Origin of the sequence: Pseudomonas sp. SORT22, assembly GCF_018417635.1 — a bacterium.
GTDB lineage: Bacteria > Pseudomonadota > Gammaproteobacteria > Pseudomonadales > Pseudomonadaceae > Aquipseudomonas.
Genome location: NZ_CP071007.1, coordinates 1,526,320 through 1,540,895 on the forward strand (window position 1 = coordinate 1,526,320; position 14,576 = coordinate 1,540,895).

General features: G+C 63.9%; 16 protein-coding genes. 7 read left to right on the top strand and 9 right to left on the bottom strand.

Features of this window, described 5'->3' with window-relative positions:
- Positions 1-98 precede the first annotated feature (98 nt).
- The 3 genes from JYG36_RS07155 (at position 99) to JYG36_RS07165 (ending at position 3,722) form a co-directional block, all read left to right on the top strand.
- Positions 99-776: a response regulator gene (locus JYG36_RS07155; protein WP_045195602.1), complete on the top strand. Its 678-nt coding sequence runs from the start codon at positions 99-101 to the stop codon at positions 774-776.
- Entirely contained in the window at positions 773-2,128 is a 1,356-nt protein-coding gene (locus tag JYG36_RS07160; protein ID WP_093380262.1) for an ATP-binding protein, read from the top strand. Before JYG36_RS07155 ends, JYG36_RS07160 begins: the two co-directional genes overlap by 4 nt.
- Positions 2,129-2,399: 271 nt before the next feature.
- Positions 2,400-3,722, top strand: a complete 1,323-nt coding sequence (locus JYG36_RS07165) for a dicarboxylate/amino acid:cation symporter (protein WP_045195599.1) — start codon at positions 2,400-2,402, stop codon at positions 3,720-3,722.
- 124 nt (positions 3,723-3,846) lie between these two features.
- On the opposite strand, the gene JYG36_RS07170 is transcribed toward JYG36_RS07165, so the two are convergent.
- A complete protein-coding gene (locus JYG36_RS07170) occupies positions 3,847-4,341 on the bottom strand; it encodes a SprT family zinc-dependent metalloprotease (protein ID WP_045195598.1) in 495 nt (164 codons plus the stop codon).
- A gap of 138 nt (positions 4,342-4,479) precedes the next feature.
- The gene (locus JYG36_RS07175) at positions 4,480-5,079 is read right to left on the bottom strand and encodes a Yip1 family protein (protein ID WP_093380265.1); all 600 of its coding nucleotides are present in this window, start codon (positions 5,077-5,079) and stop codon (positions 4,480-4,482) included.
- Positions 5,080-5,346: 267 nt separating this feature from the next.
- Here JYG36_RS07175 and ttcA point away from each other — a divergent pair, with 267 nt between their 5' ends.
- Together ttcA and JYG36_RS07185 are read left to right on the top strand one after the other, a co-directional pair.
- On the top strand, positions 5,347-6,171 hold the full coding sequence (gene ttcA / locus JYG36_RS07180) for a tRNA 2-thiocytidine(32) synthetase TtcA (protein ID WP_038993896.1): 825 nt from the start codon (positions 5,347-5,349) through the stop codon (positions 6,169-6,171).
- 5 nt (positions 6,172-6,176) lie between these two features.
- Positions 6,177-6,848, top strand: a complete 672-nt coding sequence (locus tag JYG36_RS07185; protein ID WP_213603470.1) for a DNA-3-methyladenine glycosylase I — start codon at positions 6,177-6,179, stop codon at positions 6,846-6,848.
- Between the two features lie 97 nt (positions 6,849-6,945).
- Here JYG36_RS07185 and JYG36_RS07190 read toward each other — a convergent pair whose 3' ends face one another.
- The 3 genes from JYG36_RS07190 to arsC are packed head-to-tail and all read right to left on the bottom strand — an operon-like array spanning position 6,946 to position 8,310.
- Complete coding sequence (locus JYG36_RS07190; protein ID WP_213603471.1) at positions 6,946-7,362, bottom strand: DUF2069 domain-containing protein; 417 nt, start codon at positions 7,360-7,362, stop codon at positions 6,946-6,948.
- Entirely contained in the window at positions 7,355-7,960 is a 606-nt protein-coding gene (wrbA, locus tag JYG36_RS07195; protein ID WP_093380271.1) for an NAD(P)H:quinone oxidoreductase, read from the bottom strand. Before wrbA ends, JYG36_RS07190 begins: the two co-directional genes overlap by 8 nt.
- On the bottom strand, positions 7,957-8,310 hold the full coding sequence (arsC, locus tag JYG36_RS07200) for an arsenate reductase (glutaredoxin) (protein WP_093380273.1): 354 nt from the start codon (positions 8,308-8,310) through the stop codon (positions 7,957-7,959). Before arsC ends, wrbA begins: the two co-directional genes overlap by 4 nt.
- Before the next feature lie 86 nt (positions 8,311-8,396).
- Between arsC and JYG36_RS07205 the strand changes: the two genes are divergently transcribed.
- Positions 8,397-8,861, top strand: a complete 465-nt coding sequence (locus JYG36_RS07205) for a TlpA family protein disulfide reductase (RefSeq protein WP_093380276.1) — start codon at positions 8,397-8,399, stop codon at positions 8,859-8,861.
- Positions 8,862-8,956: 95 nt separating this feature from the next.
- Here JYG36_RS07205 and JYG36_RS07210 read toward each other — a convergent pair whose 3' ends face one another.
- From JYG36_RS07210 to JYG36_RS07225, 4 genes are all read right to left on the bottom strand, one after another.
- A complete protein-coding gene (locus JYG36_RS07210) occupies positions 8,957-9,361 on the bottom strand; it encodes an META domain-containing protein (protein ID WP_371128638.1) in 405 nt (134 codons plus the stop codon).
- The gene (locus JYG36_RS07215) at positions 9,358-9,795 is read right to left on the bottom strand and encodes a hypothetical protein (protein WP_045195583.1); all 438 of its coding nucleotides are present in this window, start codon (positions 9,793-9,795) and stop codon (positions 9,358-9,360) included. Before JYG36_RS07215 ends, JYG36_RS07210 begins: the two co-directional genes overlap by 4 nt.
- Before the next feature lie 31 nt (positions 9,796-9,826).
- Positions 9,827-10,816, bottom strand: coding sequence for a 2-hydroxyacid dehydrogenase (locus JYG36_RS07220; protein WP_213603472.1), 990 nt, complete (start codon positions 10,814-10,816; stop codon positions 9,827-9,829).
- Between the two features lie 76 nt (positions 10,817-10,892).
- The gene (locus tag JYG36_RS07225) at positions 10,893-13,646 is read right to left on the bottom strand and encodes a response regulator (protein ID WP_045195580.1); all 2,754 of its coding nucleotides are present in this window, start codon (positions 13,644-13,646) and stop codon (positions 10,893-10,895) included.
- Between the two features lie 213 nt (positions 13,647-13,859).
- Here JYG36_RS07225 and JYG36_RS07230 point away from each other — a divergent pair, with 213 nt between their 5' ends.
- Positions 13,860-14,576 (top strand): response regulator transcription factor, encoded by a 717-nt coding sequence (locus JYG36_RS07230; RefSeq protein ID WP_195884839.1) that lies wholly within the window; start codon positions 13,860-13,862, stop codon positions 14,574-14,576.

Genomic DNA, 14,576 nt, shown 5'->3' on the forward strand with positions numbered 1-14,576 from the left:
CGAACCGGCCTGCATGCGCACGGCCGGTTCGCTGTTATTCTGCATTCGTCTACAAAATTGACTGGCCAATGAAGGCCGGCACGGGTCTGGAGGAGCGTATGAAACTGCTGGTGGTCGAGGATGAGGCACTCTTGCGTCATCACTTGTACAGCCGCTTGACGGAAAGCGGGCATGTGGTCGAAGCGGTGGCCGATGCCGAGGAGGCCCTGTACCAGGCCGAGCAGTTCAACCATGACCTGGCGGTGATCGACCTGGGCCTGCCGGGCATGAGCGGGCTCGACCTGATCCGCCAATTGCGTTCCCAGGGCAAGAGTTTCCCGATCCTGATCCTCACCGCCCGTGGTAACTGGCAGGACAAGGTCGAAGGCCTGGCCGCCGGCGCCGACGACTATGTGGTCAAACCCTTTCAGTTCGAAGAACTCGAAGCCCGTCTCAACGCTTTGCTGCGCCGCTCCAGCGGCTTTACCCAGTCGACCATCGCTGCCGGTCCGCTGGTGCTCGACCTCAATCGCAAACAGGCAACCCTCGACGAACAACCCCTGGCGCTGACCGCTTATGAATACCGCATCCTCGAGTACCTGATGCGTCATCACCAGCAGGTGGTGGCCAAGGACCGCCTGATGGAGCAGCTGTACCCGGACGATGACGAGCGCGACCCGAATGTCATAGAGGTGCTGGTCGGCCGCCTGCGGCGCAAGCTTGAGGGCAGCAACGGCTTCAAGCCGATCGATACCGTCCGCGGCCTGGGTTATCTGTTCACCGAGCGTTGCCGATGATCCGTTCGTTACGACTGCGCTTGATGCTGGCGGCTGCGGTGCTGGCGCTGCTGTTCATGCTCGGCTTGCTGCCGGCCTTGCAGAAGGCCTTCAGCCTGGCCTTGCAGGAATCGATCGAGCAGCGCCTGGCCTCGGACGTCACTACCTTGATTTCCGCCGCGCGCATCGAGAAAGGCAACCTGCAGATGCCGGTGCTGTTGCCCGACGAGAAATTCAACCTGCCCGACAGCCGCCTGCTCGGCTACATCTACGACCGCCAGGGCAACCTGGTGTGGCGCTCACGGGCCACGGCGGATGAGAACATCAACTACACCCCGCGCTACGACGGGCGCGGCAACGAATTTGCGCGGATTCGCCAGGACAACGGCGAGGAGTTCTTCGTCTACGACGTCGAGGTCAAGCTGCTTGGCGGCAAGACCGCCGCCTTCAGCATCGTCGCCCTGCAACCGGTGCGTGAATACCAGCACACCCTCGACGGCCTGCGCGAAAAACTCTATCTGGGCTTTGGCGCGGCGTTGCTGGCGTTGCTGGTGCTGCTCTGGGCCGGCCTGACCTGGGGCCTGCGTTCGCTGCGGCAGATGAGCCGCGAGCTTGATGATGTCGAATCCGGTGCCCGCGAAGGCCTGAGCGGTGAGCACCCGCGGGAGTTGCTGCGCCTGACCGACTCGCTCAACCGCCTGCTGCGCAGCGAACGCGAGCAGCGCCGGCGCTATCGGGATTCGCTCGGGGACCTGGCCCACAGCCTGAAAACCCCGTTGACCGTGCTCCAGGGCGTCAGTGAGAGCATGGCCCAGCGCCGCGAAGACCGTGAGCAGGCGCGGGTGCTGCAAAGCCAGATCGAGCGCATGAGCCAGCAGATCGACTACCAGTTGCAGCGCGCCAGCCTGCGCAAGAGCGGCCTGGTGCGCCACCAGGTGCAGTTGCGACCATTGCTCGACAGCCTGTGCAGCACCCTGGCCAAGGTCTACCGCGACAAACATGTGCACATCAGCGTGGACGTGCCGGCCAACGCCATGGTGCCCATGGAGCAGGGCGCCTTGCTCGAGTTGCTCGGCAACCTGCTGGAGAACGCCTACCGCCTGTGCCTGGGCCAGGTTCGCATCAGCCTGCAGGCCAATGAGGCACAGGTGGTGCTGTGCATCGAGGACGACGGCCCGGGCGTGCCGCCCGACCAGCGCGAACGCATCCTCCAGCGTGGCGAGCGCCTCGACCGGCAGAACCCGGGGCAGGGCATTGGCCTGGCGGTGGTCAAGGACATCATCGAAAGCTACGACGCCACCCTGACCCTCGATGACTCGCCGCTGGGCGGTGCGGCCTTTCGCATCCGTTTTGAGCTGGAGCGAAATACCTAGGCGGATTACCGCCATCATTGTCACAAACTTTTGCATGGCGTGCGGAAATCCGCCAACCCCAGCCCCTCGACCTGCAACCTCTTTGTGCATCGCAGCCCCGTAAAACCGGGGCTTGCACCGTTAAAGCGCATTTTGGCATCGGGCTTGCTATGGACTCATCAGAGTTCTGCCAGGCAGCTCGACACAACAAATCCCTCCAGTGCAGGAGGGTTCGCGCTTTAGGTACCCCGCATCCTGGGAAGGATGAGCCGGTACCCTTGAGGAATTAGCCATGACGACGCGTCAGCCACTGTACAAATCGCTGTATATCCAGGTGTTAGTAGCGATCACCATCGGTATCCTGCTGGGCCATTACTACCCTGAAACCGGCGTGGCCCTGAAGCCACTGGGTGACGGGTTCGTCAAACTGATCAAAATGGTCATCGCCCCGATCATCTTCTGTACCGTGGTCAGCGGCATCGCCGGCATGCAGAACATGAAATCGGTTGGCAAGACCGGTGGCTACGCGCTGCTCTACTTCGAAATTGTCTCGACCATCGCCCTGATCATCGGCCTGGTGGTGGTCAACGTGGTCAAGCCTGGCGCCGGCATGCACATCGATGTCAGCACCCTCAACGCCAGCAGCGTGGCCGCTTACGCCGCCGCCGGCGCGCAGCAGACCACCGTCGGCTTCCTGCTCAACATCATCCCCAACACCGTGGTCGGCGCCTTCGCCAACGGCGACATCCTGCAAGTGCTGATGTTCTCGGTGATCTTCGGCTTCGCCCTGCATCGCCTGGGTGCCTATGGCAAGCCGTTGCTGGACCTGATCGACCGCTTCGCCCATGTCATGTTCAACATCATCAACATGATCATGAAGCTGGCGCCGGTCGGTGCATTCGGTGCCATGGCCTTCACCATCGGCCAGTACGGCGTCGGTTCGCTGGTGCAACTGGGCCAGCTGATGATCTGCTTCTACGTCACCTGCGTGCTGTTCATCCTGGTGGTGCTCGGCGGTATCGCCCGCGCCCACGGTTTCAGCATCCTCAAGCTGATCCGCTACATCCGTGAAGAGCTGATGATCGTCCTCGGTACCTCCTCCTCGGAGTCGGCGCTGCCACGCATGCTGACCAAGATGGAGCGTCTGGGCGCGAAGAAATCCGTGGTTGGCCTGGTGATCCCGACCGGCTACTCGTTCAACCTCGACGGCACCTCGATCTACCTGACCATGGCCGCGGTGTTTATCGCCCAGGCCACCGACACCACCATGGACATCACCCACCAGATCACCCTGCTGCTGGTGCTGCTGGTGGCTTCCAAAGGTGCTGCCGGCGTTACCGGTAGTGGCTTCATCGTCCTCGCCGCAACCCTGTCGGCCGTTGGCCACCTGCCGGTTGCCGGCCTGGCGCTGATCCTTGGCATCGACCGCTTCATGTCCGAAGCCCGCGCCCTGACCAACCTGATCGGCAACGCTGTGGCCACCGTGGTCGTGGCCAAGTGGGTCAAGGAACTGGACGAAGACAAGCTGCACGCCGAGCTGGCGTCCGGCGGCTCGCCGCTGACCGACACCCGCCCGATGGATGACCTCGGTGTGGCTGAAGGCCCTGCTCGCTAACCGGCAGGCGCTGTAATGCAAAAAGCCCATCTTTGGATGGGCTTTTTTGTGTCTGCGGGGGCTTCATCGTGGGGCAAGCCCGCTCCTGCAGATGGGGTGGGAGCGGGCTTGCCCCGCGATGCTTTTACTCCACCCGGGTCTCGCCGCTATACACCAGGGTATGGCGACAGCGCCGGCACAGGTAGCGCCGCCCCTGGCGCACCAGGCTGTGGCGTTGCGCCGAGAACGGGAAGTCGCTGCCAGCGCACGGGCAGCGGTAGATGTAGCGGGTGACCGTGCGGCGCTTGACCGCGTAGTTGTGGCAGCGGTGTGGCGGCAGCTCGTACACGCCGCGCATGATCAGCTGCCATTCCTCGCCATGGGGCTGGATACGCTCGCCAAACAGTTGGTGGGCCACCAGGTGGGCGACCTCGTGGGGTACGGTCTGCTTGAGGAAGTCTTCGCTGTTTTCGCGGTACAGCTGCAGGTTGAAGCGCAGCAGGTTCTCGTGCAGGTGCGCGACGCCGGCCTTCTGGCCGCGCAGCTTGAAGCTGACTTCGGGGCGCGGGAAGGGCCGTTTGAAAAAGGTTTCGGCTTGCTGGTAACAGGTTTCGACGCGGGATTTGAGCAGTTCGGGCATATCGGGGAACACTCCTGGCCGACAATTATGCCGCAACCGCGGCGGCGCTGCCGAGCCACCTGTCAGCGCACAGTATCAGGCCGCCTTGCGGCGGCCTGATGGTGAGTGCACCTATGTTGCTGTTTCTAATAATGCAGGTCAGTTGGTGTAGACGGGCCCCACGCCCAGTCCCCAGACAATCACGGTGAAGGCCATGATGGCGACCAGCACCACCAGCCCTACCGCCAGTACCGAACTCGAGAACAGAAAGCCCTCATCGGAAGGAATGTTCATGAAGGTCGGCAGGCCGACATACAGCAGGTACACCGTGTAGCACACCGCTGCGGTGCCGACGATCATGCCCAGCCACAGGTGAGGGTACAGCGCCGCCAGGCCGCCGACGAACAGGGGCGTCGCGGTGTAGGTGGCAAAGGCGATGCAGCGCGCCAGGCTTGGGTTGGCATCGTAGGTGCGGGCCATCCAGTGGATGAACGCGCCCATCACCGCCACGCCGCCGAGCATGGCCAGGTAGGACATGATGGTCATCCACAGCGCGCTTTCCTGGGTCAGCATGACCGGCGCGCGATCACCGATGACCCAGCCGACCTGGGTGGTGCCGATAAACGCCGAAACCGCCGGGATCGCGGCGAGGATCAGCGTGTGGGTCAGGTACATGTGGCTGATGCTTTCTTCTTCACCGCGTATTTCTTTCCATTCCTGATCGGGATGGGTAAATAGCCCAACAACGTGATGGATCATGCCGGTCACTCCTTTCGTTGTTGCCATCGCCCCCCAGCGGAGCGCTTGCGGCCCCAAGTCTGGGCCAGAGGTTGGAGGTCACCTTTGTGTGGCCTTATGTCGCAGTATAGGAAGGCGTTCGCCGCATAAAGCCGGCTTTTTAGAGCAAATCGCGCTGTCAGGGCCGTGCTTAATCACGATGCAGTCTTTATCGGATTGGCCTACGCCCACTGGCGGTTTAAGGGTAAAATGCTCGGCTTTTGTCACACCTCGCGGATTCCAAGCGCTATGGGCACCCTTTCGGTCAACCAGAACAAACTGCAAAAACGCCTGCGTCGTCTCGCCGGCGAAGCCATCACTGACTTCAACATGATCGAAGACGGTGACAAGGTCATGGTCTGCCTGTCCGGCGGCAAAGACAGCTACACCATGCTCGATGTTCTGCTGCACCTGCAGAAAGTGGCGCCGATCAAGTTCGACATCGTCGCGGTGAACATGGACCAGAAGCAGCCGGGCTTTCCCGAGCACGTGCTGCCGGCCTACCTCGAGGCGCTCGGTGTCGAGTACCACATCGTCGAGAAAGACACCTACTCGGTGGTCAAGGAACTGATCCCGGAGGGCAAGACCACCTGCTCGCTGTGCTCGCGCCTGCGCCGTGGCACCCTGTACACCTTCGCCGACGAAATCGGCGCGACCAAGATGGCCCTGGGGCATCACCGCGACGACATCGTCGAGACCTTCTTCCTCAACATGTTCTTCAACGGCACCCTCAAGGCCATGCCGCCCAAGCTGCGTGCCGACGACGGGCGCAACGTGGTAATCCGCCCGCTGGCCTACTGCAGCGAGAAGGACATCCAGGCCTACTCGGACATGAAGGAATTCCCGATCATCCCGTGCAACCTCTGCGGCTCCCAGGAAAACCTGCAGCGCCAGGTGGTCAAGGACATGCTGGTGGAGTGGGAGCGCAAGACCCCGGGGCGTACCGAGAACATCTTCCGTGGCCTGCAGAACGTGGTGCCGTCGCAGCTGGCTGACCGCAACCTGTTCGACTTCACCAGCCTGAAGATCGACGAAACCGCCACCCCGCGCTTTGTCGACGTGCTGAACATCTGACGGCCATGCGCGATTACCAATGGCTGCATGAGTATTGCCTGAACCGCTTCGGCTCGGCCGCCGCCCTCGAAGCGCACCTGCCCCAGGCGAAAAGCCCCGGGCAGTTGCGTGAGATCGGCGCCGACCGCTACCTGTCGACCCTGGCCCTGCGGGTGTTTCGCGCCGGCTTGAAGCACAGCCTGGTGGACGCCAAGTGGCCGGCCTTCGAGCAGGTGTTTTTCGGCTTCGACCCGCAAAAGGTCGTGCTGATGGGTGCCGAGCACCTGGAGCGGCTGATGCAGGACACGCGCATCATCCGCCACCTGGGCAAGCTCAAGAGCGTGCCGCGCAATGCGCAGATGATCCTCGACATCGAGAAGCAGCACGGCAGCTTTGGCGCGTTCATTGCCGACTGGCCGGTGACCGACATCGTCGGCCTGTGGAAGTACCTGGCCAAGCATGGCAACCAGCTGGGCGGGCTGTCGGCGCCGCGTTTCTTGCGCATGTGCGGCAAGGACACCTTCATCCCCACCAATGACATGGCCGCGGCGCTGATCGCCCAGGACATCATCGACAAGCCGCCGACCAGCCAGCGCGACCTGGCCCTGGTGCAGGAAGCCTTCAACCAGTGGCATGCGCAGAGCGGGCGGCCGCTGTGCCAGCTGTCGGTGATGCTGGCGCACACCGTCAATCACTGAAATCGCTGGTGCCGCCATCGCTGGCAAGCCAACTCCCGCAAAACCCTGTGGGAGCGGCGGTGCGGCGACCCGACTTGCCCCGCGATGAACTCACCGCCTAGTGCGAACCTTCTCCGGCCAACCGCCGCTCATACTGAAAGCGCCAGCGCACATACAGCAAGGCACTGACGAACAGCGTCAGGCTGATCGCCACTTCCAGCCAGCCGAACAGCGCCCGCGCCGGGTCGAAGGCGGCGAGCACGCCCTTGATGAAGTACAGATTGACCACAAAGCAGGTCCAGGCATGGGCGCGGGCGTTGCCCAGCAGCATGCCCGGCAGCAGCAGGGCCAGCGGCACCAGCTCGATCGCCAGGATCACCCCGACCCGCGCACCATGAAGGTCGGCGAACAGCAGGTTGTTCAGGGTCAGCAGGGCGACCAGGCCGAAAAAGCTCGCCAGGCTCAGCGCCCGGGTCAGGCGCAGGCGCGGCGCCAGCCATTCGAGCGACGGCAATACCTTGGGCTTTTTAGCCACGGCCGTTCTCCAGTAGTTTGGCGGTAGACGCCAGACGCTGGCCCAGGGCGCGGCACAGGGCGATTTCGTCGGCATCCAGGTCGCGCTTGCCGTCGGCGCCAGCATGGTGGCTGGCGCCATAAGGCGTACCGCCGCCCCGGGTTTCCAGCAATGCCGACTCGCTGTAGGGCAGGCCCATGATCAGCATGCCGTGGTGCATCAGCGGCAATAGCATCGACAGCAGGGTCGATTCCTGGCCGCCGTGCAGGCTGGCGGTGGAGGTGAACGCCGCCGCTGGCTTGCCGACCAGGCCGCCGCTCAGCCACAGGCTGCTGGTGCCGTCGATGAAGTACTTGAGCGGTGCGGCCATGTTGCCAAAGCGCGTCGGGCTGCCCAGGGCCAGGCCCGAGCAGTGGCGCAGGTCGTCGAGGCTGGCATACAGGGCGCCGGTGTCGGGGATGTCCGGGGCGACGGCTTCGCACTCGGTGGAAATCGCCGGTACCGTGCGGATACGTGCCTCAAGGCCGGCCATCTCGACGCCGCGGGCAATCTGCCGGGCCATCTCGCTGGTCGAGCCGTGGCGGCTGTAGAACAGGATCAGGATATATGGCGCGCTCACGGCAGGATCTCCAGCACCTTCTCTGGTGGCCGGCCGATCGCGGCTTTATCGCCGGCAATCAGGATCGGCCGCTCGATCAGCTTCGGGTGCTGGACCATGGCCTCGATCAACTGCGCCTCGCTGAGGCTGGCATCGGCCAGGTTGAGCGTCTTGTATTCGTCTTCACCGCTGCGCAGCAGCTGGCGGGCACTGATGCCAAGCTTGCCGAGCAGGGCCTTGAGCTCGCCGGCGGTCGGCGGGGTTTCCAGGTAGCGCACCACGGTCGGGGCCAGGCCGCGGGCTTCGAGCAGCTCCAGGGCGCCACGGGATTTGGAGCAGCGCGGATTGTGATAGAGGGTCAGGTCAGTCATGTTCGGGTCGCATCCAGCAGGGTGTGGCGGCTATTCTAACCGCAGCGACTTCGCATTTTGCTTGAATCTTCGAGAAGGATTGACCCATGACAAGGCGTTTGGCAGCAGCACTGGCCATCACCGCGAGCCTGTTGCTCGGCGGTTGCGGTGCAGATTACGGCCTGGACCAGCACGGCCAGGCAGTGAAAGCCGAGCAGATTGAAGGGCACTGGCTGGTGCTCAACTACTGGGCGGAATGGTGCGGCCCGTGCCGTATCGAAATTCCCGAACTCAACGCCGCGGCCAAACAATGGCAGGGGCAGGGCGTGCAGGTAGTGGGGGTGAACTTCGACGGCCTGCAGGGTGAAGACCTGAAAAAGGCCAGCGAAGCCCTGGGTATCGGCTTCACCGTACTGGCCAGCGACCCGGCCGAGCGTTACCAATTGCCGCGCAGCGAAGCCTTGCCGGTGACCTACATCATCGATGACAAGGGCAAGGTGCGTGAGCAGTTGCTGGGCGAGCAGACGCTTGAGGGCCTGAACCAGAAGATCAAGGCGCTCAAAGGCGCCTGACGGCTCAAGCTACAAGCTACAAGCTGCAAGAAAGAGCCAGAGCGCGCACAGTCTGCTCTTACTTGCGGCTTGAAGCTTGTGGCTTGCCGCTTAAGTCACCCCTCCTCAGGCCAGAAACGCAGCGGCTTGCCCTCGGCGGGCCAGAAGCGCACTTGCTCGATCGGCGAGATATCCCAGCGCTGCACGGTTTCCAGCGCCTGCAGGAAGCGTCTTTCCTGCTCCATCAGCGCCGGTGCACACAGCTTGCGGGTACTGCCAACCTTGCCGAAGCTCAGCTTGTCGCCGTCCAGCTGGTACGGCGCGAACCAGTGGTTGCAGCCGCCGTTGCCATAGGCGCGGCCGTCGGCGGCGAGGGTCAGGGTCAGGTGGCTGTAGTCCATCAGCGGACGCTCGCCAATCCATTCCAGCAGGTAGCTGCGTTCCTGTTCCAGCTTCATCGGCTCGGCGGCGCAACCCAGCAGGGCAGTGCCGATCAGGGCTGAGAGCAACAGCGTTTTCACTGGGCCGTCTCCTTGCATTTCGGGCACAGGTGTTTGTCGCCGCGGCTGATCCAGCCAAGCTCGGCGATGCGTGCGCTGGCGGCCGGTTGCTGGGCTTTTTTACCCAGTTTGGCGTCGACCGCGAATTCGAAGCTCAGGGCGGCCTGGCAGCTGTCGCAGTTGACCTCCCAGGTGTGGATCGCCAGTTCGCCGAACACCGGGCCGCTGGCTACCGCGACCCATTGGCCGGTCGGGTTGATCAAGTGGCGCACCGACTCCACGGTCAGGCGCATGGACAAGTCCTTGCTGCCCTTGAGGGTCACCAGCAGAACGTCGTTCTTCTGGATCGAGCCGCCGTTGCCGGTCACTTGATAGCGGCCTGGCACCAGGGCGCGGCACTCGATCAGGGTGTGTTGCGGGTTAAACAGGGTGTAGCGGAAATCGTGTTCGACCATGGGTCCTCCAAATCTGCCGCGTATCCTAGCATCAACCCTCGACCAAGTTCTGCGGATTGCCTGCCGCCCAGCGGCTTATGTTGTCCAGGGTGGTGGCGGCGATGGCCGCCAGCGCTTCACGGGTGAGGAAGGCCTGGTGGGCGGTGACGATGACATTGGGGAAAGTCAGCAGCCGCGCCAGCACGTCGTCCTGCAAGGGCAGGTCGGAGCGGTCTTCGAAGAACAGCTGGGCTTCCTCTTCATAGACATCCAGGCCCAGGTAGCCGAGCTGGCCGCTTTTCAGTGCCTCGATCAGCGCCGGCGTGTCGACCAGGGCGCCGCGGCCGGTATTGATCAGCATGGCCCCGGGTTGCAGGTCGGCCAGGCTCTGGGCGTTGATCAAGTGGCGGGTGTCGTCGGTCAGCGGGCAGTGCAGGCTGATGACCTGGGCCTGGCGCAGCAGCTGCGGCAGGCTCAGGTAGCGCGCACCGAGCGCCAGCAGTTCGGGGTTGGGGTAGGGGTCGTAGGCCAGCAACTGGCAACCGAAACCGGCCATGATCCGCGCAAAGGCCGCGCCGATCTGCCCGGTACCGACCACGCCGACGGTCTTGCCGTGCAGGTCGAAGCCGGTCAGGCCGTGCAAGGTGAAGTCGCCTTCGCGGGTGCGGTTGTAGGCCCGGTGCAGGCGCCGGTTGAGCGCCAGGATCAGCGCCACCGCATGCTCGGCCACGGCATGTGGCGAGTAGGCCGGCACCCGTACCACGGCCAGGCCCAGGCGTTTGGCGGCGGCCAGGTCGACGTGGTTGTAGCCGGCCGAGCGCAGGGCGATCAGGCGCGTGCCAGCGGCCGCCAGGCGCTCCAGTACCGCAGCGCCAAGGTCGTCATTGATGAAGGCGCAGACCACTTCGTGGCCGGCCGCCAGCGGCGCGGTGTCTTCGGTAAGGCGCGCCGGTTGAAAGTGCAGCTCAATCTCTGGCGCCGGTGCCGCGCTGGTGAAGCTGTCCTGGTCGTAGGTCTGGCTGCTGAAAAACAATACGCGCATGGGATGTTCCTGAAGGCTTTGCCTGAGAGTTTAACCAAGGGGCAAGGATCGGGCCTTGCCCCAGGTCAGCCAGGGTTCAGGCGCTCATGCGCGCCTGGGCAGTCAGCCGGGTGATGGCCCGGTCCAGTTCGTCCAGCGCTTGCGGCGCCTGTGGGTCATCCTGCTTGAGCAAGGTTTCACTGCGTTGGCAGGCGGCGCGCAGTTGCGGTACGCCACAGTAGCGCGAGGCGCCATTGAGGCGGTGCACGCGCTCGATCATGCCATTGCGGTCGGCTGCCTCGCGGGCGACACGAATCGCTTCGCGGTCGGACTCCAGCGACGCCAGCAGCATCGCCAGCATGTCGGCGGCCAGGTCCGGCTTGCCGGCAGCCAGGCGCAGGCCTTCCTCGGGGTCGAGCACCTTCAGTTCGCTGCTGTCCGGCGTGCGCTCCAGCGGGCGTTCCGGGCGCGGCGCACCGAGGGCCATGCCGGTCCATTTGAGCACCACCTGGGCCAGTTGGCGCTCGCTGATCGGTTTGGTCAGGTAGTCGTCCATGCCGCTGTGCAGCAGGGCGCGTTTTTCGTTGGCCATGGCGTGGGCGGTCAGCGCCACGATTGGCAGCGCCGGGCCGCTCTGGCTGGTTTCCCACTGGCGGATCTGCTCGGTGCATTCGCGCCCGTCCATGCCGGGCATCTGCACGTCCATCAGCACCAGGTCGAAGCGCTCGTCCTGCACCGCCTGAACCGCCGCATAGCCGCTGTCGACCGCCAGCACTTCGGCACCCAGGTCTTCGAGCAGGGTTTGCACCAGCAGCAGGTTGGCCGGGTTGTCGTCGACGCACAGCACCTTCGGCAACGGCTGGTCGGACACCGGCTTGCTCTCGCTGCCCGGGCGCCGCGGCTGGACCATCTCGACCAGGGCCCGGCGCAATTTGCGCGTGCAGGCAGGCTTGGCCTGCAACTGGCCGTGAGCATTGGGCAGGTAAGGGTGGTACAGCGCCTGTTCGGTGGTCGGGCACAGCACCAGGGCCTGGCAGGCGAGGTTTTCCAGTTGCTGGATGTACTGACCGAGGCGCTCCGGCGAGAGGCTGTCGAGGTTGACCCCAAGCACCGCCAGCTCGAAGGGTTGCCCGGCCAGGCTGGCGGCTTCGACCGCGTGCAGCAGTTGTTCGACCGTGGTGTACAGGCTGACGCTCAGGCCACAGTCTTCCAGTTGATGCTCCAGGGCCTGGCGCGCCAGTTCGTGGCTGTCGACAATTGCTACGCGGCGGCCCACCAGCGGTTGCGTTGGCAGGTCTTCGGCGTCGTCGCGGGCCTTGGGCAGGCTCAGGCTGATCCAGAACTGCGAGCCTTCGCCGGGCGTACTGTCGACGCCGATCTCACCGCCCATCTGTTCGATCAGGCGCTTGGAAATCACCAGGCCCAGGCCTGTGCCACCGGGTTGGCGCGACAGCGAGTTGTCGGCCTGGCTGAAGGCCTGGAACAGTGCCCGCACATCCTGGCTGGACAAGCCGATGCCGGTGTCCTGAACGCTGATGCGCAACTGCACGCTGTCTTCGCGCTCGTCCTCAAGCATGGCCCGGGCGACGATGGTGCCCTCGCGGGTGAACTTGATGGCGTTGCTGACCAGGTTGGTAAGGATCTGCTTGAGCCGCAGCGGGTCGCCAACCAGCGACAGCGGTGTATCGCGGTACACCAGGCTGACCAGCTCCAGCTGTTTGGCGTGGGCCGCCGGGGCGAGGATGGTCAGGGTGTCCTGAATCAAATCGCGCAGGTTGAACGGAATGCTGTCGAGCACCAGCTTGCCGGCCTCGATCTTGGAGAAATCGAGGATCTCGTTGATGATGCCCAAGAGGCTGCCGGCGGACTTTTCGATGGTGCCCAGGTAGTCGAGCTGGCGCGGGGTCAGCTCGCTTTTTTGCAGTAAATGGGTGAAACCGAGAATGCCGTTCAGCGGCGTACGGATTTCATGGCTCATGTTGGCGAGGAACTCGGACTTGATCCGGCTGGCCTCCAGGGCCTCCTTGCGCGCCATGTCCAGCTCGATGTTCTGGATCTCGATGGTTTCCAGGTTCTGGCGCACATCTTCGGTGGCCTGGTCGATGCTGTGCTGCAGCTCTTCGTGGGCGTTGTGCAGGGTTTCGGCCATACGGTTGATCCCCGCAGCCAGTTCATCAAGCTCGTAACTGCCCATTGCCGGCAAGCGTTCTTCGAGGTTGCCGTCTTTCAACTGGGTGACTGCGTATTTGATCTGGCCGATCGGGCCGTTGATCGTGCGGCTCATGCGCAGGGCCAGCAGGGCGGTGGCGGCCAGGCCGAGGAAAATCAGCAGCAGGCTGGTAAACAGGCTGCGGTAGCCGCGCAGCAGGGTGCCGTCGTGGGACAGTTCGATTTCCACCCAGCCGAGCAGGCGATCGGCTTCGCCGGGAATCAGCTCGCCGGCCAGGTCGCGGTGGCGGCCGAACACCGGCAGCAAGTAACGGGTGGCGTCATTGCCGGTGCGCTGCAGCAACTGCGTGCCGCCACCGGTGGGTGCCTGGTTGAGCATGCTCGGGCCGGCGTGGGCCAGGGCGTTGCGGTCGGGGCCGAGAAAAGCCACGGCACGCACATCGGACTGCTCCAGGGCCTGGGCGGCAATGCGCTCCAGCTGCGCCGGGTCGTGCCGCGCCAGGGCCGGCGCCACCAGCGGGGCCAGTTGCTCGGCAATCATCTTGCCGCGTTGCAGCAGTTGGGTCTGCAGCTCGCTTTGCTGCAACCAGGTGAAGTAGCCGCCCAGCACCAGCGCCATCAGGCCGGCTGGCAACAAGGCGAGCAACAGCACGCGGCTTCTGATCCCCAATCTATTCAGCACGCCACTCTCCTGTGCCCGGTAAGCGCTGTAAGCCTCCGCCAGCTCCTGCTGACGGACCAAGTCGGAAAAGTACCGCGCCTACTCGCGTAATGCACTCATTTGTATCTGCTTTTGTCGATTGCCAAGGATAACCGGGGCTTTGGTCGAGCTGCGGTTGCCTGTGCACGGGGAATGCCGAATAATCGCCTGATTGAGAATTGCTAGCATCGGCCAATGACTCCTGTATCTATTAGCACCTCCAACATCCTTGCCATCGAGGACGATCCGGTCCTGGGTGCCTACCTGCGCGAAGAGCTGCAGCGCGGCGGCTTCAAGGTCACCTGGTGCCAGAATGGCAAGGAGGGCCTGCAGGTCGCGCAGAGCAGCCGCTTTGATGTGGTGCTGATGGATATCCTGCTGCCCGGCCTCAACGGCCTGGATGTACTGGCGCAGTTGCGCAAAAGCAGCTCGACGCCGGTGATCCTGATGTCGGCGCTGGGCGCCGAGGCCGACCGCATCAGCGGTTTCAAGCGTGGCGCCGATGACTACCTGCCCAAGCCCTTCAGTATGGTCGAGCTGCAGGTTCGCATCGAAGCGATCCTGCGCCGGGTAGCGCTGGAGCGGCGCCACCAGCAACCGGCTGCGATGCTGGCCGGTGAACTGCGCTTCGACGAAGAGGCCAGCGATGTTTGTTATGGCGAGCAGTGGGCGGGGTTGACCCTCAGCGAGTACCGCCTGCTCGACACCCTGCAGCGAAGCGATGAAGAGGTGCTGAGCAAGGCCTTCCTTTATCAGCAGGTGTTGCAGCGCGGCTATGCTCGCCACGATCGCAGCCTGGACATGCACGTCAGCCAGATCCGCCGCAAGCTCAAGGCCATCGGCTACCTGGAGCGCGAGGTGCGCACGGTGTGGGGCAAGGGCTACGTGCTCAGTAGCGTTGAGGTGCACTGA